This window comes from Serratia sp. GW822-FHT06D09, from assembly GCF_058799515.1.
The window spans coordinates 24,918-47,656 of the sequence record NZ_JBXALO010000012.1 but is presented as its reverse complement, the minus strand read 5'-3'; the positions used below and the strand labels follow the sequence as shown (position 1 = coordinate 47,656).

19 protein-coding genes are annotated in these 22,739 nt (G+C 58.2%); 14 read left to right on the top strand and 5 right to left on the bottom strand.

Features of this window, described 5'->3' with window-relative positions; translation table 11 throughout:
* Positions 1–77: 77 nt before the first annotated feature.
* The 8 genes from AC1RKG_RS21935 (at position 78) to AC1RKG_RS21900 (ending at position 8,482) form a co-directional block, all read left to right on the top strand.
* Complete coding sequence (locus AC1RKG_RS21935) at positions 78–629, top strand: fimbrial protein (RefSeq protein ID WP_048760457.1); 552 nt, start codon at positions 78–80, stop codon at positions 627–629.
* A gap of 102 nt (positions 630–731) precedes the next feature.
* Positions 732–3,233, top strand: coding sequence for a fimbria/pilus outer membrane usher protein (locus tag AC1RKG_RS21930; RefSeq protein WP_493183717.1), 2,502 nt, complete (start codon positions 732–734; stop codon positions 3,231–3,233).
* A gap of 19 nt (positions 3,234–3,252) precedes the next feature.
* Entirely contained in the window at positions 3,253–4,008 is a 756-nt protein-coding gene (locus AC1RKG_RS21925; protein ID WP_020837416.1) for a fimbrial biogenesis chaperone, read from the top strand.
* Positions 4,009–4,019: 11 nt separating this feature from the next.
* Entirely contained in the window at positions 4,020–4,634 is a 615-nt protein-coding gene (locus AC1RKG_RS21920; protein ID WP_116691625.1) for a fimbrial protein, read from the top strand.
* Positions 4,635–4,648: 14 nt separating this feature from the next.
* A complete protein-coding gene (locus tag AC1RKG_RS21915; RefSeq protein WP_493183726.1) occupies positions 4,649–5,653 on the top strand; it encodes a fimbrial protein in 1,005 nt (334 codons plus the stop codon).
* Between the two features lie 18 nt (positions 5,654–5,671).
* On the top strand, positions 5,672–6,211 hold the full coding sequence (locus AC1RKG_RS21910) for a fimbrial protein (RefSeq protein WP_122080416.1): 540 nt from the start codon (positions 5,672–5,674) through the stop codon (positions 6,209–6,211).
* A 22-nt stretch (positions 6,212–6,233) separates the two neighbouring features.
* Positions 6,234–7,868 (top strand): PglL family O-oligosaccharyltransferase, encoded by a 1,635-nt coding sequence (locus AC1RKG_RS21905; protein ID WP_493183716.1) that lies wholly within the window; start codon positions 6,234–6,236, stop codon positions 7,866–7,868.
* Between the two features lie 2 nt (positions 7,869–7,870).
* Complete coding sequence (locus tag AC1RKG_RS21900) at positions 7,871–8,482, top strand: helix-turn-helix transcriptional regulator (protein WP_122080418.1); 612 nt, start codon at positions 7,871–7,873, stop codon at positions 8,480–8,482.
* A 13-nt stretch (positions 8,483–8,495) separates the two neighbouring features.
* On the opposite strand, the gene ctlX is transcribed toward AC1RKG_RS21900, so the two are convergent.
* Entirely contained in the window at positions 8,496–9,422 is a 927-nt protein-coding gene (gene ctlX / locus AC1RKG_RS21895; RefSeq protein ID WP_261287309.1) for a citrulline utilization hydrolase CtlX, read from the bottom strand.
* Between the two features lie 41 nt (positions 9,423–9,463).
* Here ctlX and AC1RKG_RS21890 point away from each other — a divergent pair, with 41 nt between their 5' ends.
* A complete protein-coding gene (locus tag AC1RKG_RS21890; RefSeq protein ID WP_232103496.1) occupies positions 9,464–9,979 on the top strand; it encodes an Lrp/AsnC family transcriptional regulator in 516 nt (171 codons plus the stop codon).
* A 1-nt stretch (position 9,980) separates the two neighbouring features.
* Here AC1RKG_RS21890 and AC1RKG_RS21885 read toward each other — a convergent pair whose 3' ends face one another.
* Positions 9,981–10,892 carry an arginase family protein gene (locus tag AC1RKG_RS21885; protein WP_493183715.1) on the bottom strand — a complete coding sequence of 304 codons (912 nt, stop codon included), beginning with the start codon at positions 10,890–10,892 and terminating at the stop codon, positions 9,981–9,983.
* A 240-nt stretch (positions 10,893–11,132) separates the two neighbouring features.
* On the opposite strand from AC1RKG_RS21885, the gene AC1RKG_RS21880 reads away from it, so the two are divergent.
* From AC1RKG_RS21880 to AC1RKG_RS21865, 4 genes are all read left to right on the top strand, one after another.
* A complete protein-coding gene (locus AC1RKG_RS21880; RefSeq protein WP_493183714.1) occupies positions 11,133–12,347 on the top strand; it encodes an SrfA family protein in 1,215 nt (404 codons plus the stop codon).
* On the top strand, positions 12,347–15,271 hold the full coding sequence (locus AC1RKG_RS21875) for a virulence factor SrfB (protein ID WP_493183725.1): 2,925 nt from the start codon (positions 12,347–12,349) through the stop codon (positions 15,269–15,271). Before AC1RKG_RS21880 ends, AC1RKG_RS21875 begins: the two co-directional genes overlap by 1 nt.
* The gene (locus AC1RKG_RS21870; RefSeq protein WP_493183713.1) at positions 15,268–17,466 is read left to right on the top strand and encodes a virulence factor SrfC family protein; all 2,199 of its coding nucleotides are present in this window, start codon (positions 15,268–15,270) and stop codon (positions 17,464–17,466) included. The genes AC1RKG_RS21875 and AC1RKG_RS21870 overlap by 4 nt, the downstream gene beginning before the upstream one ends.
* 107 nt (positions 17,467–17,573) lie before the next feature.
* Complete coding sequence (locus AC1RKG_RS21865; protein ID WP_493183712.1) at positions 17,574–17,984, top strand: VOC family protein; 411 nt, start codon at positions 17,574–17,576, stop codon at positions 17,982–17,984.
* Positions 17,985–18,039: 55 nt separating this feature from the next.
* Here AC1RKG_RS21865 and AC1RKG_RS21860 read toward each other — a convergent pair whose 3' ends face one another.
* On the bottom strand, positions 18,040–18,879 hold the full coding sequence (locus AC1RKG_RS21860) for a putative oxygenase MesX (RefSeq protein ID WP_187962041.1): 840 nt from the start codon (positions 18,877–18,879) through the stop codon (positions 18,040–18,042).
* A 313-nt stretch (positions 18,880–19,192) separates the two neighbouring features.
* Positions 19,193–20,392: a BaiN/RdsA family NAD(P)/FAD-dependent oxidoreductase gene (locus AC1RKG_RS21855; RefSeq protein WP_234529254.1), complete on the bottom strand. Its 1,200-nt coding sequence runs from the start codon at positions 20,390–20,392 to the stop codon at positions 19,193–19,195.
* A gap of 301 nt (positions 20,393–20,693) precedes the next feature.
* Here AC1RKG_RS21855 and pitA point away from each other — a divergent pair, with 301 nt between their 5' ends.
* Positions 20,694–22,196, top strand: a complete 1,503-nt coding sequence (gene pitA / locus AC1RKG_RS21850) for an inorganic phosphate transporter PitA (RefSeq protein WP_020837436.1) — start codon at positions 20,694–20,696, stop codon at positions 22,194–22,196.
* A 74-nt stretch (positions 22,197–22,270) separates the two neighbouring features.
* Here the strand turns inward: pitA and uspB are convergent, their stop codons facing one another.
* Positions 22,271–22,606, bottom strand: a complete 336-nt coding sequence (gene uspB / locus AC1RKG_RS21845) for a universal stress protein UspB (RefSeq protein WP_020837437.1) — start codon at positions 22,604–22,606, stop codon at positions 22,271–22,273.
* Positions 22,607–22,739 lie beyond the last annotated feature (133 nt).

Below are 22,739 nucleotides of genomic sequence, written 5' to 3'. Positions count from 1 at the left end.
GGACGCCACTTTGGTGTCCCCGTTTTACCTGCACGGACATTGGGTAACGGGACCAACGGCTACAGGGAGACGCCAGCATGACAAACCGGATTTCGGGCGTACTGCTTATCGCGCTCAGCCTTTGCAGCGCAGAGGCGACGGCGAAAAATCAGGGCCACGGCACACTCAACCTGGGTGGCGAGATCGTCGAAACCCCCTGCGGGATTGCCAGCGAAAGCCTGGACCAGACCGTTGATTTCGGCCTGATCTCGATGACCGATGCGGCATTGGATACGCAACCGGTACTGATCGGCAGCCGCCGCAACTTTGAGATCAAGCTGGTGAACTGCGAATTGGCCAGCATCGTGAAACCCGACTTTATCTACCGCGCGGCCACCGTCACTTTCAACGGCATCGCCGACAGCCGAGATCCCGATCTCTTGGGGGTTTATGGCGAAGCCCAGGGCGTGGCTATTGAGCTACTGACCGCCAACGGCGTTCAGATACCGCTGGGCAGTACCACCGCGGATTACCAGATTGTCGCCGGCGACAACACGCTGCGCTTTGGCGCTCAGTTACGCATTCATCCCGACAGGGCCAGGGCCGGCGGATTCAGCTCACTGGCGAAATTCACCCTGTCTTATCTGTAAGTAACGCCTCGTTAGGCGGGTGCCGCCGTCAGGCACTGAATGACATCACGTATTACGTATTCAGGTCGTACAGGATGACCTGCTATTGGGCGCGGATTTGCCATGAGTGATTATTCTATGACGTCATTACTGACACGGAAAAAAATACCCCTTACCGTCATTCTATCTTTCCTCTGGGTGCATTCGGCTTTTTCCGCCACGGAATTCAATACCGACGTATTGGATATTGGCGATCGCAGCAAAGTGGATTTATCGCGTTTTTCAGACGCCGATTACGTCATGCCCGGCGCCTATTTGCTGGATATCAAAATCAACCAGAAAACCTTGCCGCAGCGCAGCATTCAATATTATCCGTCGCCGGATAAAAAGGATCGCTCTCGCGTCTGTCTGCCGCCGGATCTGGTCGAAAAAATGGCGCTGAAAGAAGACGTCCTCAAAAAAATCACTCTGTGGCACGACAACAGCTGCGCCGATATCAGCGGCATCAAAGGGGCGACAATCTCCGACCGCATCGGCGGCGGCGTCTTGGCCATCACCATCCCGCAGGCCTGGATGAAATATTCCGATCCGGACTGGACACCGCCGGAGCAGTGGGACGACGGCATTCCCGGACTGCTGCTGGACTACAGCATCAGCGGCCAGGTCGGCAAGCAGAGCCACAATAACAACACCGCCGAAAATCTCAGCAGCTACGGGACGGTGGGGGCCAACCTGGGCGCCTGGCGCCTGCGCGCCGACTATCAGGCCAATTACAATCAGCAGGCCGGCGAGCGAGACAACAACTTCGACTGGAACCAGATCTACGCCTACCGCGCGCTGCCGATGCAGGCTGCCAAGCTGACGCTCGGTGAAATCTTTCTCGACTCGGGGGTCTTTGATTCTTACCGCTTTACCGGTCTGAATCTGGCCAGCGACGAGCGCATGCTGCCGCCAAACCTGCAGGGTTATGCGCCGGAAGTACGCGGCATTGCCAAGAGCAACGCCAAGATCACCGTCTCGCAAGAAGGCCGTACGCTGTACGAAACCACCGTGCCCGCCGGGCCGTTTGCCATTCAGGATCTCAACAGTTCGGTACGTGGCCGGTTAGACGTGAAGGTGGAAGAACAAGACGGCACCGTCTCCACTTTCCAGGTCGACACCGCCACCATCCCTTACCTGACGCGCCCCGGCTATGTCCGCTACAACGTCGCGGTGGGTAAACCTTCGGCATACGATCACCGCACGCAAGGGCCACTGTTTTCCGCCAGCGACTTCTCCTGGGGGCTGACCAGCGCCTGGTCGCTGTACGGCGGCGCCCTGCTCGGCGGCGATTACAACGCCTGGGCGCTCGGCCTGGGTCGCGATCTTAACGTGTTCGGCGCCATGTCGGTGGACGTGACGCAGTCCATCGCCCGCTTGCCCAATGAGCCTACCGCCAGCGGCATGTCGTTCAAGGTCAACTACGCCAAGCGCTTCGATGAGCTGAACAGCCAGATCACCTTCGCCGGCTACCGCTTCTCACAGCGCAAGTTCATGAACATGTCGCAGTATCTGCAAGAGCGCTACAACGACTATGACGAACGCTACAACGGCCGCCAAAAAGAGCTGTACACCATTACCGCCAGCAAAACCTTTATGGCGGAAGACAGCGCCAAGGCGATCACCGCTTACCTGACCTATTCGCACCAAACCTATTGGGATGCCAGGGCGCAGGATCGCTACGGGTTATCCGCCAGCAAGCTGTTCAACGTCGGCAATGTCAGCAACGTGACCGCATCGCTGTCGGCCTACCGTACCACCTATCACGGCCGCACCGATGACAGCGTGATGCTGAACTTCAGCGTGCCGATCGGCGATCGCCGCCGGCTCGGTTACTCACTGCAAACCAGCAACAGCGACGTAACGCAGATGGCGTCTTACAACGACTATACCGACCCGAACAACACCTGGCAGGTCAGCGGCGGCTTTAACCAGTCCGGCAAATCGCTGGCCCGCGGCTACTACAGCCATAACGCCTCGTTCGGATCGCTCAACGCCAGCGCCTCTTACCAGCAGGACAGCTATTCGTCGATCGGCGGGACCTTCCGCAGCGGCATTACCGCTACCCGACACGGCATTGCCGCCCACCAGAACTCCAGCAGCGGTGGCAGCCGGATGATGCTGGACACCGACGGCATCGCCGGGGTGCCGATCAACAACGGCCGCGCCTACAGCAACCGCTTCGGCCTGGCGGTGATCTCCGATATCACCAGCTACTACAACACCGACACCCGCATCGACGTCAATACCCTGGCGGACGACGTGGAGGCCACCCGAGCGGTGGTGCAAGGCACGCTGACCGAGGGCGCCATCGGCTACCGCCACTTTGAGGTGGTGAAAGGCAGCAAGCTGCTGGCCACCATCAAGCTTGCCGACGGCAGCGAACCGCCGTTCGGCGCCACGGTGCTGAGCGAAAAAGGCCGTGAGGTGGCGGTCGTGAACGACGGCGGCTCGGTCTACCTGACCGGCGTGCAGCCGCAAGAGCAGCTGGACGTCGCCTGGGAAGGCCAACGCCAGTGCCGCATTGTTATACCGGGCGCCGCCAAGCCGCTGGACCAGCTACTGCTGCCGTGCGCCAAACTGTAATCCGTAACGCAGAGAATTGATGATTATGAACAACGTTCCGTTAGCAAAAATGGCCGCGCTGGGCCTGGCTTTGACCGCAGCAGTACCGGCCGCCAACGCAGCGATATCGCTGGATCGTACTCGCGCCGTTTACCTCAGCGACGCGAAATCAATCAGCCTGAATATCGTCAACGAAAACAAGGAACTGCCTTTCCTGGCACAGTCCTGGCTGGAAAACGAGCAGCACCAGAAAATCACTTCGCCGCTGGTGGTGTTACCGCCGTTGCAGCGGGTTGAAGCCAATGAACGCAGCGTGGTGCGCATCACCAAGACGCCGGAGGCCGATCGTCTGCCGCAAGATCGCGAGTCGGTGTTCTATTTCAACCTGCGTGAAATTCCGCCGAAAAGCAGTAAAACCAACGTGATGCAGTTGGCACTGCAAACCCAGATCAAACTGTTTTATCGGCCAAAGGCCATCGTCGCGCCAAAAGGCGAAGTGTGGCAGGAGAAGCTGGTATTTCGCAAAAGCACCGGCGGTTTCACCGTTGAAAACCCTACGCCGTTTTACATCACCCTGACCGGCATGACCCGCCAAACGCAGAAACAGGGCGGCGGCGCGCTGGGCGACTTCCAGCCGGTGATGCTGAAACCGAAATCGAGCGAAACCATTAAGGTGCGCGACAACGGCCTCAACAGCTTTGTCATCACCTATATCAATGACTACGGCGGTCACCCGGAGCTGCGCTTCGCCTGTAACGGCAGCGTGTGCAACGCCGTGCCCGAGACCAAAAAATAAGGAGATTCCGCATGGCTGAATTCACCGGCGGCCGCCTGCGGCCCCTGCTGATCGCCGCGCTGCTGGTTAGCGGCAGCGCGACGGCGGCAACGCCACTGGGCGTGATCCAAGGCACCACCGGCACCGTCAGCTTTCATGGCGGCCTGCTCAGCTCCCCGTGCAGCCTGACGCCGGACAGCCAGGATCAGTCGATTGATTTGGGTGATGTTAACGCACGCGATTTTCAAAACGCCGGCGATCAGAGTGCGCCGGTACGTTTTCGCCTCTCGTTCCGCAACTGCCTGCTGGGGGCCAAAGCCTTGGCGGATAACCCGGCAGGGCAACGTAACGGCGATGCCGGGCAGCTCTATTTGCAGGGTGAACAGGCCGCCACGCTGGTGTTTCTCGGCGAAAGCGATATCAACAACCCCGATCTGCTGAAACTGAACGGCGGCGTACAGGGCATCGGCCTGCGTTTGAAGGATCAGCAGGGCCATGCACTATCGCTCAACCAGCAGAGCCGGCCTTACATTCTGCAGCCCGGCAGCAATACGCTGTGGTTCAGCGCCAGCGTGGAATCCACGCAGCGAGCGGTGATGGCGGCCGGTTTTTCCGGCGTGGCGCACATTCAGGTGATTTACCTGTGAGGTTCACAAACGTGATGAAAAAAACCTACCTTAACTCCTGCCTGCCGCTGGCACTGGCGCTGACGGCTCCAGCCGTGTGGGCCAACGGCTACGTCACGCCGGACGGCGGGGCAAAGCCGTTTTATATCGACCTGAATGAAAGCAATATCACCAACAAGGTCGGTTTTACCAAAGAGTTTCCCTATTCGTTAGGTGGCCAATATACCGGCAAGGCCTATTGCGATACGCCGATCCCTCGTAGCCCGCACTTTTATAAGTCGGATTCGGCATTGCCCGCCTCCGACTACGGCAACGGCTATTTGAAACTGAATGACTATCTGGACCTAAAAGCCGAGGTTTGGATCGCCGGCAATAAAAAAGCCTATGTCACCGTGCCGTTTTATAACGTCTCAAATGAATACACCAACCACTCTTGCAATCCGCCATATGCACAAATCAATAACTACGAAAGTGGATCCAAAGGTCGGGTCACCTTCCGGGTACGCAAAAAAATTATTAACGGCGTACAGATCAATGACCGGCAGATCATCGAGATGTATGGCCGTTTGGGGTCAACCGACGCAGGTTTCGGCCCCAATCCGATGGCGCAGGTGTTTATTCAGTCCGCCATTCTCTACGTGCCGGATAAATGCGTGGTGAACGAAGGCCAACTGATCAACGTCGAGTTCGGTGAAATCGGCGGCAGCAATCTGAACGGCGCCAGCTACCCACAAAGTATCCCGGTGCGCTTCCAATGCGAAGGCGGCAGCTTCGAAGACGGTACGCTGAACATCAAACTGGCGGTCTCCGGCACCCCGGCGCCCTTCACCAATAACGCATTTAAAACCGATAAAACCGACCTCGGTATCGAGATCAAACATAACGGCCAGTTGGTGATCCCGAATGAGTTTTACCCGGTGCCAAATATCGGTAACGGCGGTAGCTGGAACCTGGTTGCCGCACCATTGGCCAACGACGGTAAAGAAATCGCGGAAGGGGAATTCAACGCCTCTGCCACCATTGTGGCGGCCTTCGAGTAATTCAGGGAGAAACAGACGATGCGTTTACGCGCTTTAGCGATGCTCAGTTGCACGCCGCTACTCTTTTCGGCACTGCCGACGCTGGCGGATACCGAGCTGGTCGGCTCACCGCTGCAGTTCCACGGCACCGTGGTGAGTCGCCCCTGCAATATCGAACCGCAATCGGCCGATCAGGTGGTGGAAATGGACACGGTGATCGTCAAAACCCTGTACCGCTACGGCCATAGCAACCCGGTGCCGTTCAACATCAAGTTGACCGACTGTAAAACGGCGGTGTTTAAAACCGTCAATATCACCTTCAGCGGGAACGAGGACAGCGAACTGCCGGGCAAGCTGGCGATCAATAACGGCGCCAACGGTGCCGCGATCGCCCTGTTTGACAGCAAGGGCGCGGACATTGATTTGAACCAGGCCACCAGCGCGGTGACGTTGCAGGACGGTGCCAATATTCTGAATTTCACCGCCTATGTGCAGGGCCATCCCAGCGCGATACAGAATAAAACCATTACCGAGGGTGAGTTCAGCTCGGTAGCCAATTTCGTACTGGCTTATCAGTAAGTCGGCGCCGCAGGAACACGTCATGATGTCCAAATCTAAAGCGGCCTGGTTATTCGGGCTGGCGGCATTTTATTGCCTGATCGCCATGCACATTTACTGGCCCAATCGCGGCGGCAGCGGATTCTATCTACCGTGGAATCTGGTCGGCGGGATCTTCATCGCCCTGTTGATCATAGGTGCGATGCTGTTCAGCCGTCCGCCGCTGGCCACCTCCGGCTTCTTTAACCTGCTGGCGTCCGGCAGCCTGATTTTGCTCCTGCCGCTATTGTGGGCTCAACAGCCCTGGTTAAGCGAAGCCTTGCCGCGCCTGATGGGATTGGTGCTGGGTGTTCTGGCCTACTTTGCGCTGCTGCAAATCCCGCTCGATCGCCGGTGGCGGCGCAGGCTATTGATGCTGCTGCTGGCAGCGACGGTTATCGAAGCCTTGCTGGGCCTGGTGCAATACAGTTTGCTGCAGCCGGGCAACTGGATGGGCTACAACACCCTGAAAAACCGCCCTTACGGCATCTTCCAGCAGTGGAACCTGATGGCCAGCTTTATGGCCACCGGCCTGGCGTTGGCGCTGTATCTGCTGAGCGCCCGTCGCCCTTTGTCGCGCAGTTTGCAATGGCTGGCCGCCGCCATGCTGCTGCTGGCACCGCTGTTGTTGATCGTTATCGCCTCCCGCGTCGGACTGCTGGCGGCCCTGCTACTGTCTCCGTTCCAACTGTGGATGCTGTACCGCCTTAACCGCCGCCGCGCCGGCATCGCCCTGCTGTTGTTGATGGCCGGGGTAAGCGCCGGGCTGTTGCTGGTGATGCTAAATGGCGCTACGCGGGCGCTTATGCTGCCGGAACCGATTTTTTACCGACTTACCTACTGGCAAGAGGCGCTAGACATGATCGCCGAGCGTCCCTGGTTAGGTTGGGGTTACGGCCATTTTCAGTACGATTTTCTGCATCATTTTTACACCACTCACAGCAGCGGTATGGAAAGCGTTGCCATCAGCCACCCGCACAACGAGATATTGCTGTGGGGCGTCGAAGGCGGTCTGCTGAGCCTGAGCGGTATCGCCCTGATCGTCTGGGGACTCTGGCGTTTGCTGCGGCACAGCCGCCCCGTTCCGCTACGGCCCGCGCCCTGGCTGGCGGCGTTGCCGATCCTGCTGCACATGATGGTGGAATACCCGCTTTATCTCTCCGCCGCCCACGCGGTGCTGCTGCTGGTGATTCTGCGCGTTAGCGACCTCCGACGCCGTTTGCGGCTGCCCTCCCATTCGCAGCTCCCGCTGCGGCTGACCACTGCGGGCATCGCTGCATTGATGGTGCCGTATCTGCTTAACGGCCTGCACAGCGCGCTGATCATTACCGCTGTAGAAAAAAGCGGCCTGCGGCAATTCGGCCCCATGAGCCAGGTCATCACACCGACGCCCTGGCAGGTTCGTTACGACTATGACATGCAGTTGCGACAGCTGCTGCAATACCCGCAAACCCGCGATATGGCTACGTTGCTGAGCTACCAGCAATGGGCTGAAAACGAAATCCGCGTGCGGCCAGACGCCAATATTTACATCAATTTGATGGCGGTCAGCCGGCTACTGCAACAGCCCCAGCGAGCCGCCGATCTGCAACGCCAGGCCAAGCGACTGTTTCCGCACGATGCGCGCTTTGAGGAGTAACTATGCTTAATATCCGGTTCACCCTGTTGGGCAGCGATAACTTTTATCAGCTCGGACTGCGCCTGCTGGTAGAGGATTACCTCCATAACCTGAATGCAAGCAGCCGCGGCGCCTCGGCCGATTTGCTAAATATGGAGCCGATAGAAATCGTCTTCCGCACGCTGGAAGACAGCTGCGGCTGTGCCCGCTGCTACCAGAGCCCTTATCAGACGCCGCGCCATCGGCAAATGACCGTGCTGATCCTCAACGACCGAGATGCTCACTACGAGCACAAGCATCCGGCGCTGTTTAGCATTAATCGGCGCGATGATGATGCCGTCGTTCGCGCAAAACTGCAGCTGGCGCTGGAGCGCTTCTGCCAGCAGCCCTGGGTCGCCCTGCACGCCAGCGGCATCTGGAAATGCCGACAGTGCCGTATTGCCGCCCTGAGCAGCTGCGAAAAGAAGGTGCTGAAGCTGATGAGCTCCGGCATGTCCGCCTGTACCATCGCCGGTATGCTGCAGCGCAGCCAGAAGACCATCAGCGCCCATAAGCGTTCGGCGATGCGCAAGCTGAACGTCCACAAAAGCATCGAATTGAACAAGATGCTGCTGAATCAATTGGGATTGAACTGAGTGGCCGGCGCAGTCAGGCCTGTGCGAATTTACGCTGCAGGAAAATTTCTGCCAGCATGCACCGCGCCCCGCCGCCGCCCAGATCCTCAATGATATCAATAGGTCCAAGCGCCAGGCGCGCATAGCTGCCGATCAGCGTTTGCTGCTTCGGGGTGAAATGAGCCCAGGCCCGGGTGGACATGGCGTAAACCGGGTGGCCGTCTTTGGCGCGCAGCTCCAGCACGTTGCACGCAAAGGCCTCCATCTGGGCAAAACTGACATCGATAATGGTTTTTCCGCTGCGTGTGAGCGAGGCGATCAGCGCACTTTTTTGCGTTTCGTTGCGAATGCTTTCAAGGCAAACAATGGCATATTCAGCACCGACGCTCAGCATCACGTTGGTGTGATAGATGGGCCGATTATGGCGGTCCGCAGCCTCGAACCAGACAATCTGGTAGCCGGAGTGTCGTTCAAATTCGCGGCCTACCTCCGGCGAACTGCGTGAAGACCGGCAGGCGTAAGCCAGCTTATGCCGGTGATCCAGGATCAGCGATCCGGTACCCTCCAGAAAGCGCCCCGCCAGTTCGTGGGCGGAAAGATCAATTTGCCGTTCAACCACAAAGTCATTGGCGAGCTGCGCGATAATGTCCAGGCGGCGCTCCCGTCGTCGGTTCTTCGCTTCCATCGGAAAGGTGAACAGGCTGCCGTCCCCCAGCAGAGCAATCCAGTTATTGGGAAATAACGCATCCGGCGTTTCCTGCCCGCCAGTATCCTCTATCACCGTAACGTCGATACCGGCTTGCGTCAGTGCATCGACGTAAGCATTGAAGGCTGTTAATGCCAACGTTGCCTGATTTTCATTATGTTCCGTGATTTTTTGAAAGAAGTTGCTGTGCCGGGTTTCTTGATTGGCGGCGAAGCCGAATGGCCGCACCATAAAAACGGATTGGGTGGTTTGCATGATGTTTCTCACAGGGTTCGGGATAGCGACGCCGCCCTATTATGGAAAATCAATTTGACGCCAAACAGTGTGATAACTGGCTAAATTGCTCTATATTTTTACAAATCGCCACTTCAAACCGACACTTTGCCACCATGAACGATACCGACCGCCAAATCCTCGCGCTGCTGCGCGAAAATGCCCGTAGCTCGGTGACCGAACTGGCCAATAAGGTCCGGGTATCACGCGCTACGGTGCAAAAAAGAATTGAGGCGCTGGAGGCGCAAGGGATCATTACCGGCTACACCATCCGTGTAAAACCGGGGGTGGAACATAACCGCATCCGCGCCTGGATGTCCGTGGCGGTCGAAGGCACCAAGGCGCAAAGCGTGTTGCAACAGCTGCGCGGCGAGCCCGCGGTGTTTACCCTGCACACCACCAACGGCAAGTGGGATATTTTGGTGGAGATCCGCACCGACAGCCTGGAGAACTTCGACAAAATCCTGGGGCGAATTCGGCGCATTGCCGGCATTTCCAGCACCGAAACCAGCATCCTGCTGTCGACACACAAGGCCTGACTTAAGGTTTGTGCCGATGGAACATCGCCGCGAGCATTTCCACGATCAATGCCGCGTAGCGGTTATCGGGATCCAGATCCGGGTCGAATACCGATACCGTCATGCCGCAGCACAGCGGATTTTGCAGCAGCTTAGCCCCGATATTTTCCAGCCAAAGACGATCGATACCGGGGCTGCCGGGGGAATCCACCGCCGGCATCACGGCCTGATCCAGCACGTCCACATCAAGGTGCAACCAAAATCGCCACGCTGGCTCGGCGGCCAGCATCTGGTCGATATGCCGTATAATTTCCGTCCTGCCCATCAGGTTGGCGGCAAAAACATCGATACGCGTGATGGCAGTCTGATTGATATCCGGCCAGGCGAAGTCCGCGTCCCGGCACTCTCGCTCACCCAATTGTAAAACCTGGCGATCCGGTACCAGCGGCCCTGCCACACCGGGCCATTCGGTCAACAATGCCTCCCCGCGGCCGGTTGCCAATGCCAGATCCATCCCCGCCACCGCGCCCAACATCTGCTGAGGGTCGTAGTTGCCGGGATGACGAAAGTCGCTGTGCCCATCAATGTGCACCAGCGAAAGCGGCCCTGCGCGGCGCCCGCCCGCCAGCGCGCCCAACAAAATTGAGCAGTCACCGCCAATCACCAGCGGGAAGTCACCACGCGCTTGCACCGCGGCCACCTCTGCAGCCAGCTCTAAATTGAAAGCGCGAATGGCATGGCCATTCCGTATGCGGGTGCCCGAGGGGGCCAGCGGCGAATAGGTCGGCGACACTAACTCATGGATGGCCTCCGCCGCAAGCCGTTGAGCCAACCCCTGTGCCATCAGCGCCTGTGGCGCTCGCCAGGTACCGGGGATATGGCCAGGCCGCAGAGGGCGCAGCCCCAGATTGGTCGGGGCCAGAATGATCTGCATGCGGGTCACCTAATGAAAAACTCTCTTCAAGCCAGCTTAGCCTATGAGTCGGTTTTCGCCTCACGGCGTCAGGAAACAGGCTGCGGTATTGCCACGATAAACAGGCTCTATGCGTTTTCTGCCTCGCCCATTAAAGCAAGAGGTGCCTTTTTACGCCTGTCCTTGGCCGTTTGCCGCTTTAGTTCGCGGGTTACCATGACCGTTTATGCGTTTATCGGTAACAGGACAAGGTGCTTGGCAGTGGGAAAACCCTTTTTACGCAGTGGCCGTTTGGATGATGTGCTTGCATTGGGCGAGAATGGACAGCCGGTTTACGCCTGCGCGTTGCAGCTGCGGGAAACTCTGCGCATTCGTCAACAGCAGCCGGCCGCTGATTGTCTGGCTATCCCGCAGCCGAACGAGGCGGGCACTCACATTGACTGGTACTCGCCTTTCCCTGGAAAAGTCACCTCCTGGCTGGCAGCGAACGAGGCCCAACGCGCTCAGGCCGTGCACCTGTTGGAGCGTAGCCTGGCAACCTTCAACGCCCTGATCGCCGAGACACAGACGACCGACCATCCCAGCCAACGCCTTTTCGGCGCCTTGTTAAGCAAGGCAATGCAAATACCCGATCCCAACCATGTTTATCTGGTCGACGATAAACCGGTGCTGACCTTTTGGGGCTTTATCAGGCCACAGGCACAGTGTCAGGACGATCCGCTGGCCTGCCTGCGCCCAGCCGAAGAGCCGGCAGAAAAACCGACGCCAATCGCCGCCACTCCGCGCGTAGCGGCGGCCCCCGAGCCTCAACCTGCTGCGGAACCCGCAGCCCTGACGCCAGAAATTATCCTCGCGCCGGTGCGCCGGCCGTGGCGCCGCTATGTGTGGATGGCGCCAGTGATAGCGATCATGGCCTTGCTGGCGGGTTGGCTGAGCCAAACGAATCCCCCACCAGCCACATCTCCGGCGGTGCTGGCACCACCACCTTCGCCTGTCGGTGTCGCCAAGCCGATCCCCAAGCTGCATCTGCCATTGGCGCACGCCACGCTAATGCCGCCGCCGCCCGTCCCGGTGGTGTTGCCGCCGGCGGACAAAAATTCGCTGGTACTGCCAGCCGAAGCGGTCAAGGCCGGCTCCACCCGTTTTCTCAACGGCAGATGGCGCGCGACGGTGGCGTTGAAAGATCCGCTGACCGGCAAACGGCCCAGCCTGCAATACCGTCTCAATAACGGCAAAGGCACCGCCAGCATCACCTACGGCGACGCCATCACCTGCCGGGCGCCGATAGAGGCCGGGCTGATGCAGTCAGGCAATCTGGTGATCAACAGCCGCACCAAAGCGCGTTGCAGCGACGGCAGCCGCTACCCACTGCCGGAAATCGTCTGCAGGCAAAATGAGACCGGCCCGGCGGAATGCACCGGCCGTTACGCTGCGGACACGGTTTATCCCATGACGTTAAAGCGCGAGAGTAAATGATGCTGGCCCCCCTTACGGACTATAAAAACGCCATTACGCTGATTCAGGACAGCGGCATCCAATTTCTGGACTTTGCCCTGACGCCGGTTTTGGATGCCGATTTTCCGGGCAAGTTTGTCCGCCAGACGGCGAGTGGCCCACTTTTACGCCTGCAGTGGCATGCCGACAGCGGCAAATACCTGTTGCCCGCGCAGCCGGGGCAGGTCGATGAAGTGGTGCGCCCTGAATTCAGTTATCCCCTGCAGCAATCTTTGCGGCTGTTGGATAAGACCTGGCTGCCACTGCCGTTCTTTCGCTACACCCCTTCCGGGGCGTTTCTGGCCGGGCCGGACAACTGGGCACGCATGCAGATCCTTCAGTTGGACACCCCCGATCAGGACGGCAACTCGCTGCGGGTGGTGCTGGCATTCGATACCCGTATCGCGACGCCAGGCCTGGAGGCGTTAGCCCCGAGCGAAAGCGATCTCGACACCGGACTAAGCTTCGCGCTGGCCCACCGCAATCACGATCTGGGCGAGTTTCTCGATCTGACCTGGGTGGACGGCTGGCTGCGCGAAGTCTTTACCGAAGGCGCCACCACGTTGGAACAACGTGCCGAAGCTCAGATCTACAGCGGGTTGAAAACTTTCGAATATCAGGCGCACTACCTTAACGTGTTGAACATGCTCGGCGACCAACTGGCGGTGCCGCAGATAAAGATCATCGCGGCTACGCTGCAGCAGCCCGCGGTCAACGTGGACGTGATTCTGGACGTCGGCAACTCCCACACCTGTGGCGTGCTGGTCGAAGACCATCCGGAAGAAAGCAACGGCCTGAAGCAGACCTATGAACTGCAGCTACGCTCGCTCAGCGCGCCGCACTGCGTGTACAACGAACTGTTCGAAAGCCGGGTCGAGTTTTCTCAGGTCTCGTTCGGCAAACCCGGCCTCTCGTTCCAGAGTGGGCGCGACGACGCCTTTGTCTGGCCTTCCATCACCCGCGTGGGCCGCGAGGCCGCACAGCTGGCGCAACAACGGCAGGGCAGTGAAGGCACCACCGGTATTTCCAGCCCCCGCCGCTACCTGTGGGACGAAGAACGCTATGCGCCTGGCTGGCGTTTTAACGGCAAGCAGGAGCCGATGGCCACCGCCGCTCCCTTGACCACCCTGTTAAACGATGAAGGCGTTCCGCTTTCTGCGCTGCCGTTAGCGGAACGGCTACCGGTATTCGCCGCCCATTACAGCCGCAGCGCGGTTATGACGCTGATGCTGACCGAGTTGCTGGCGCAGGCGCTGATGCAAATCAACAGCGTCGCCCAACGGGCAAAAATGCCGAATGCCACCGCCCCGCGCCGCCTGCGAACTCTCATCCTGACATTGCCTTCGGCGATGCCGAAACCGGAACGGGAAATTTTCCGCCGCCGTATGCAGGAGGCGATTGGCCTGGTGTGGAAAGCCATGGGCTGGCACCCGCTGGACGCACCGTTCGACGGCAAGCAAACCCGCTTCCCCGTTCCGCAGGTGCACATGGAATGGGACGAGGCGACCTGCGGCCAGATGGTTTATCTGTACAACGAAACCCAGGTGAACTTCGCCGGCCGTACCGACGCCTTTTTTGCCAGCATGGCCCGGCCGGATCGCCCTTTGGCAGCCGATGAACCGGCAGGAAAAACGCTGCGTATCGCCTCCATCGATATCGGCGGCGGCACCACCGATCTGGCAATCACCCAGTACAGGCTGGACGATGGCGTAGGCAATAACATCAAGATCAACCCTCGCCTGCTGTTCCGCGAAGGCTTTAAAGTCGCCGGTGACGATATTTTGCTGGACGTGATCCAGCTGTTTATCTTGCCCGCCGTGCAGCAGGCTATCGAGGACGCTGGGGTCGCGGCCCCGGTGGCCGTGATGGATAAGCTTTTCGGCAATGAAGGCCGCATGGACGGATTTTCCACCCTGCGCCAACAGGCCGCGCTACAGATTTTCATGCCTGTCGGGCGTGCGTTGTTGGCAGCCTATAAGGATTACGACCCGCTGGATGCCCAGGCCGAAGTGGCCGCCAGCCTGGGCGATCTGTTGCCTCAAGCCCCAACCCCGCAAGTGCTGGCGTTTATCAACGGCGAGATCCAGCGCGAAACCGGCACTTCTTCTTTCGATATTTTGCACACGCCGCTGGTCGTCCGCCTGGGTGACTTGCACAGCGCCTTCTTGTCTGACCGGATCGGCATTGGCCGCTGCCTGCGGCTGCTGTGTGAAGTGGTGGCGCTATACGCCTGCGATGTGTTGCTGCTGACCGGCCGCCCGGCACGTTTCCCCGGCGTCCAGGCTCTGCTGCGCCATCTGCAGCCGCTGCCCGCCAGCCGCATCTTGCCGCTCGAGGGCTATCACACCCGCAGTTGGTATCCGTTTAACAAGCGTGGGCGTATCGATAACCCCAAATCCACCGCCGCCGTGGGAGCGATGCTGTGCCTGCTGGCCATCGACCTGCGCCTCGAGAGTTTTTACTTCAACGTTGGGGATTTCCAGCCCTATTCCACCGTTCGCCATCTGGGCATGCTGGACGGCAATAACATGCTGGCGGACGATAACGTCTACTATCGCGATATCGATCTGGATCCCGCCGGCTACTTCCAGTTGCGCGGTCCTTTGCGCCTTGGGTTCCGTCAGTTGGACAACCCGCGCTGGCCGGCATCGCCGTTATATACGCTGACCATCACCGATCCCCTGTTGGCACGCAAGCTGGCTGGCGATGCGGTCATCAGCCTGCGGTTGGCCATTACCGGCAGTGAAGCGCAAGGTGCCGAGGGCGTTAAAATTGCCCAGGCCATGCTGGCCGACGGCAGCCCGGTTCACGCACATCAGCTACAGCTTAAACTCAATACCCTGGCTGCCAGCGCCTCTGGTGCAACCCATTACTGGATCGACAGCGGGAGCATTTATCAACGATGAAACCTATCACTTCAGACCCGATAAACCGCCTCAGCGACGGAATTATCCAGGCCATTGACTGGGTCGCCGGCGCACGGCAACAGTCGGCTCGCCTGGACCGGGAAGCCGATAACCTGACGATCCGTTTGCGCCGCAGCTACAATCAGGCGCGGAAGTTGGACACCGCCACACCTCACCGCGTCGCCATCGGCCTTTATGGTCATAACGCGGCTGCCAAAGCCCACCTCTTGGCGGCATTGGCCCCCGGCGCCGCGCTGCTATCAGAGGATTGCCCGCTGGCAGTACGCTACTGCGCGCCCGCCGTCGTAACATCCCCAGCTTATCCGGTGACCATCACCTTGCTGGATAACGCGCAGTTGCTCGCCATGACGGCCAGTGCAGCGTTGATGAACGGCTTTCGCCCGGATGGAGACGCACGAGCTATTGCCGCACACCTGAATACATTGGAACGCCATCGCCAGCCCATGGCGATTGACGGCATGGACAGCAATGCCATCGTGGCGCTGTGGGACACTCTTCGTCACCACGGCGGCAAATGGCAACAGGCGCTGGACCGCCACTTCTGGCCGCAGGCCGTCTCATTGGCCCCCTATCTGAGCATTGACGACCGGGCCCGCCTGTTCGCACCGCTGTGGGGTGAAGACCCGGCGCTGACCATGCTCTATCGTCAGTTGGCGCATAGCCTCCAGACGCTGGGCTGCAGTGAACGCGTACAGGCCGCCCTGCAAGCTTTGGATCCCGATACGGGTATTCAGCATGCCCACGCGGTCACCGCGCCAGCCGAGGTGAAACTTTCCGTACTGACAGAAAACGGCGCCGTCGTGGATGTCGCGCAGGCCGATCTGGCGTGGTTAGCTGCCGAAGTGGCAACACTTCTGCCCGCTGGGCTGCCCGTCGACGCTGAGCTTCTCGACATTCCAGCCAGCCTCCGTCGTTCAGAAGGCGATCTGACATGGCGTATGCAACAGGCCAAACGCGCCAATCTGCTGACCCACTACGCCGATAATCTGCAGGCCAGTCTGTTGCTGGTCAGCGATGCCGCCGGCACGCCACAGGAGGCCAGTCGAACCGGCCATGCGCTGGCCTACTGGGTTAAACGCACCCAGGGGGAAAGTGCTGCGGTACGCAGCCGTCGTAAGCCCGGTTTAATCTGGGCAATCACGCCGTTCGACGCGTCGCGTGAAGGGAAAGCCCGCCCCGACGACGCCGTTCAGCGCTACGTCGGTGAGCCCGGCGACAGTTGGGCCACCCTGCTGGCCATGGATGAACGCGACTGCCGCCGCATGACGGACTATTTGATGGCGCAGGCGCGCCCGGCATTGAAACAAGCGCGCATTCAGGAACTGCAACAAGAATTGCGGCGTGAGCTGAGTGAAAGCCTGCTCGGCAACTGGCTTGCCCCAGCGGATCCGCAGCGTGTGCAACAGCGCAGCCAACAACTGCTGCGAGCCTTGCAGGCGCAGGCTGGGGCGCATGGTGAATTGCTGGAATGGTTGTTACCGCAGCGCGACAGGCTGCGCCAACTCTTCGTGCAGCAACAGCATGCTTCACCGGCACCGACTGTCGCCGCACCGCCGTTCGACGTGGAGATCGACCTGTTTGGTGAGGAAGATAGCGCCGCGACCGGCTCGGTGGAACATGGGCGTTCTTCCTTTGCCCAAAAGGTATTTGCCGACTGGGTTAACCATCTGCGTTGCTTGCCGGACAATGCCCAACTGCTGATCCTGTTGGGCGTCGATAAACCGCAGCTGGAACTGCTGGTCGATGCGCTGATTAGCGCCGCCTGCCGTCTGGAGATTGACGCAACGCTGGAGCGCGCATTGGCCGCAGGCACCCTGCCGGAACAGGGGGAGGATCGTCAGGTCAGCCAGGCGCTGACGGTATTGAGCGATTTCGTTGCCTGGCTGGGCTTCCAGCAGCGCGAGGCGGCTTTACGCCCCGCCAGCCGCATCAATCCCGGCCAGCCAATCTTTACCCCACCACCGCAGCCCGCGGTCGACTGGGGCAATCAGCAGCGCTTGACCAAACTGGCGCCCACGCCGGCGAAAAATGCCGCCTTCTATATCTACGACTGGCTGGTCGGGCTGCAGCGGCTGCTGGCGGAAAATGCGCAGGCGGGCTCTACACTCGCAGCCGCGCCGCATGCCGCGCTGGAAGCCATAGTGGCAACCCTTGCCGGCAATGACGGGCACTGACAAATTCAGGTAGGGCCACGTAACTTAGTGCAGGTAACGACGCTGCAACGTGAAAGGCGACGGGTATATTATACTGATTAATTATCCGTCGATCTGAGGACATCAGCGTGCGCCCATTCAGCCTGAAGAAAATCGATCACCTGGTACTGCGCGTCACCGACCTGGAAAAAAGCCTTCAATTTTATACCCAGATACTGGGGTGTGAAATCGCCAGACGGCGTCCCGATCTGGGGCTGGTGCATCTGCACGTCGGCGTTTCCATGCTTGATCTGGTCGACGTCGACGGCGTGCTGGGGAAAAAAGGCGGCCAGCATCCCGATGCTCGCCAGCAGAATGTCGATCATTTCTGTTTGCGCATCGAACCTTTCAACGAGGGCGAACTGTTAGCGTATTTGCGATCGCAGGGGATCAGCGTTGATCCCCCCGAATGCCGATTTGGCGCAGAGGGCGACGGGCCGTCTCTCTATTTCACCGATCCAGACGGCAATCGCGTGGAGCTGAAAGGCCCTGCGGCGTAGCGTCGCAAGGATATTCCGCAGAGTTGAATGATTGGCTCCCGTCGCCGGCTTAACCCTAGTGCCTGATACCGTGCAGCGCCATCAGCGCCTCGACGCAGGGCTGATGCTCAGCCACCCACCTGCGCGCCGTATTGTGCTGCTCCCACTTGATGTCCGTCAGGTGCGCCATGTCAAAACGCGGCATATCCTGCTGATCCAACGGATAAAGGTGCGGGCGTACGATTTCAAACATCGCCTGCCCGCAGGCTGAGATTGCCGCGATGACTTCGGGATCCTGCGTGGCAAGATCCTGTTTGAAGTAAAACCGGAAAGGATAAGCCGATGCAGGCGGCTGGACATGCCGGGAATCCAGCCCCAGGCTGCTGAGATAGGTATGCGTAAGCGAAGGAGCTTGCTCATTTGCGCTACGGGGGATCATGATCACCGGATAACTTTCCAGTACGCCGGTCTTGGGCGAATCTTGCTTGAAAATAGAGTTGAAGAACGCCTGATCGACCGGAATTTCCGACGTATCCATGCCATTTTCAAGCCGATCGCGATAATACTCGCGCATCTGCGAAGAGAACATCACGCCGTAGCCGCTTTTTCCTGTGGGTTGAATATCGATTTTGAGGAAATCGTAAACAGGTAATGCCTGGCTATCCGCTTCATGTTCCGCACGGCAAAAAACCGACAAATACGACAATTGCAATGAGGCAGTGGGCAGCGCAGAAGGATAATTGCTTTTAAACAGCGTATTGGCGCGGTTCAGGAACCAGGTCAGGGCTTCTGGACCACTGTGTGCCAGATCGTTGATATTGTTATAGCGCAGGAAACCATTGGCGTGGTTTTTTAATTCTGTAACCTGAAGTTCTGGGGTAATAGGTATTTGCCGAACAAAGAAAACGCCATTCATAATAATTTCTCACTCGAAAACATGAAAAATAATTATAGATGAGGTTTTTTCACTCGCTGTAAATAATAAAAATCAGGTTACCCACCATTAATTAAATCAATTTAGATAGAATAATTAAACTAAAAATAATACCAAAAAACTTGATTTACAAATAATTTAAATACCGCTAAATACAATAAATTGAATATCGACGAATTACTCTGTTTCGTACGGTGCGCATGATTTATTTATCGGTCTTACACCATAATTTTATTTGCTGCGTCGGTTCCGCCCGACGCAGCAAATGCCGGCTTTTACATCACCCCGGCAGAAATTATTGCTTTTGAGCCGCCAGCGCCTGAGCGCAAGCCCAGGCAGAACTCCAGGCCCACTGGAAGTTATATCCCCCCAGCCACCCTGTCACATCCACCACTTCGCCAATAAAGTACAGGCCCGGCACCTTGGCGGCCTCCATGGTCTTGGAGGACAGCTCTTTGGTGTCGACACCGCCGAGCGTCACTTCCGCCGTGCGGTAGCCTTCGGTACCGTTGGGTTGTACGCGCCAATTCTGCAAGATTTCCACCAACGCTGTCTGCTGCGTCGGGTTCAGTTGCTTTAATGTCGCTTCCGGCAGTTGGCCCAAGGTCTGCAAACATTCCACCAACCGCTTCGGCAGGTGCAGCGCCAGGGTGTTTTTCAGGCTTTGATTAGGGTGTGCCTGACGTTGCTCATTGAGGAAGCCCGCCAGATCAAGCGTAGGAAGTAAGTTAACACTCACAAACTCACCGGGTTGCCAGTAGCTGGAAAGTTGCAATACCGCCGGCCCGGACAGGCCACGATGGGTAAACAATATGCTTTCGCGGAAGCTGACGCCGTTTTCTGCGGTGATCACTGCCGGCACAGAGACGCCAGACAGGGTCTGCAAATGCTCCAACAGCGGTTTATGCAGCGTAAAAGGCACCAGCGCGGCGCGCGTCGGCAATACCTTCAGGCCAAACTGCTCCGCCAGCTTATAGCCGAACGGCGTCGCGCCCAGGCCCGGCATCGACAATCCACCGCTGGCCACCACAAGTGAGCGAGCGCTCACTTTCTCACCATTCAGCGCCAGTTCGAAGCCTTCTGCGGTTTTTTCTACGCCCAGCACTTCGCTGCGCAGGCGTGTCGTCACCTGACCCTGCTCACACTCTTTCACCAGGAGTTCGACCACCTGCTGCGCCGAGTCGTCGCAAAACAGTTGCCCCAGGGTCTTCTCGTGGTAGGCGATGCCATGACGGTTGATCAGATCGATAAAGTCCCACTGGGTGTAGCGTGCCAGCGCAGATTTGCAGAAATGCGGGTTATTCGACAGGTAAGCGGCAGGCTCCGTGTACATGTTGGTAAAGTTACAGCGTCCGCCGCCGGACATCAGGATTTTGCGCCCCGGTTTTTTGCCGTTGTCGAGCAGCAGCACCCGGCAGCCGAGTTGCCCTGCCTGCGCCGCGCAAAACATGCCCGCTGCGCCCGCACCTATTACCACGACATCAAACTGTTCCACCTGCGCCTCTCTGAATAAAAACCACAATCGCGACAAAAGGCCGCTATTTTACGCCGTATCGCTACCGGTAACCGACAACTTTACGGCGGCAGATTGTAAAGCCATGCCGCCCTCAACGCCATAGTAAGAAAATATTACAGCGAGACATTCAGCATAACGCGCTGATATTTCATGTATTTGTCATACCAACGCCATCATTTCGTCATATCGAAATCAAAAAAACGTCATATTTTCCTTTTCCCCGGCCCCGGTTGTCACTGATAATGCGCGGCGTTCATGTCCACAAACTGGCGTAACGCTTATGCTGCATTTGTTCGCTGGCCTGGATTTCCATACCGGCCTGATGTTAATTCTCGCATTGTTGTTCGTGTTGTTTTATGAAGCCATTAACGGTTTTCATGACACGGCCAATGCGGTTGCTACTGTAATTTATACCCGTGCCATGCGTTCGCAACTTGCGGTTGTGATGGCTGGCTTGTTCAACTTTCTTGGCGTTATGCTCGGCGGTTTGAGTGTTGCTTACGCCATTGTTCATCTGCTGCCAACCGATCTGTTGTTGAACGTCAGTTCAGCGCACGGATTAGCCATGGTGTTCTCCATGCTGCTGGCGGCTATCATCTGGAACCTCGGCACCTGGTATTTCGGTCTGCCGGCCTCCAGCTCTCATACGCTGATTGGCGCAATTATCGGTGTGGGTTTAACCAACGCACTGATGACCCACACTTCGGTAGTGGATGCGCTTAACGTCCCGAAAATGATCGGTATTTTCCTGTCATTGCTCATCTCGCCGCTGGTCGGCATGATGGTCGCCGGGTTGATGGTGTTTGCCTTGCGCCGCTATTGGAGTGGCACCAAGAAACGCCAGCGTATGCACATGACCCCTGCGGAACGTGAAAAGGTCGACGGCAAACGCAAGCCGCCGTTCTGGACCCGTATCGCACTGATCCTGTCTGCTATCGGCGTTAGCTTCTCGCACGGCGCCAACGATGGTCAGAAAGGCATCGGCTTGATCATGCTGGTGCTGATCGGCGTTGCGCCGGCCGGCTTCGTGGTCAATATGAATGCAACCGGCTATGACATCACCCGTACGCGTGATGCCGTGACCCACCTGCAGCAATATTACCAGCAGCACAGCGACGCCTTGGCGCACGTGGTCACTCTGACCCCACTGGTGCCAAGCCCGGATGAGGACGTCTCGCCGGATAAACCTATCGAGTTCCACTGTGACAGCGCGCGCGCCATGCCGGCGATTGAGCTGACCCAGGGCTTGCTGAACAATCTGCAAAGTTACGATCAACTGACGGTAGAACAGCGTAGTCATCTGCGCCGCCTGCTGATGTGCGTAACGGATACCGCAGACAAGATCGCCAAGCTGCCGGAAACCTCGGCCCAGGACCAACGTTTCCTGAAAAACCTGCGTCAGGATCTGCTGCAAACCGTTGAGTATGCACCGATCTGGATTATCGTCTCGGTTGCTCTGGCGTTGTCACTCGGCACCATGGTCGGCTGGCGTCGCGTCGCCACCACCATCGGCGAGAAAATCGGTAAGAAGGGCATGACCTACTCTCAGGGCGTGTCGGCTCAGATGACCGCAGCCTTGTCGATTGGCGTTGCCAGCTATACCGGCATGCCGGTTTCCACCACCCACGTACTCTCTTCGGCGGTAGCCGGGACGATGATCGTGGACGGCGGCGGTGTGCAAAGCAAAACCGTGAAGAACATCCTGTTGGCCTGGTTGTTAACCCTGCCAATCTCGATTCTGCTTTCCGGTTCGCTGTACTGGTTGGCGCTTAAGGTGATCTAAGCAGTTTGCCTGGTGAGAAAGGCGGCCCTGGTGGCCGCCTTTTCTTTGTCTGTTGCAGAAAGAATCGGCCGGATTCAATACCAAATCATCAGCGCAACCAGGCTGATCACCACCAGTCCGCACAGGGCTGAGGTCAGCATAAACTGCCCGCGCACACGCTCACAGCGGCGAATAAACTCCGGATCATGGTGCTCGACATAACGCTGCGAGAAGATATAGCGCACCAGCCGTATCTGCTTGCTCGGCTGGCCATGAGCGGTAAAGAAACCACCGCCGTCGACATATTGATACAGCAGCGGGTCACAGCCGCGCAGAACCACCAACAGCGCGCGCAGAGAAGAGTAATACCGCACCATGTTTAACACACACACCACACACAGAGCCCAAAACAGCGCGACGGTACTGATCATGATTGCCTCCTCAAGGCGTTGTTATCCACGGCGCTCCGCCGGGTCCAACTGCCCTACCTCTATCACCCATTACTGCTGGAGCTTACCGCTCCGATCCCCTTTGCACAGCACAGGCCGCGCATAACCCACCGCC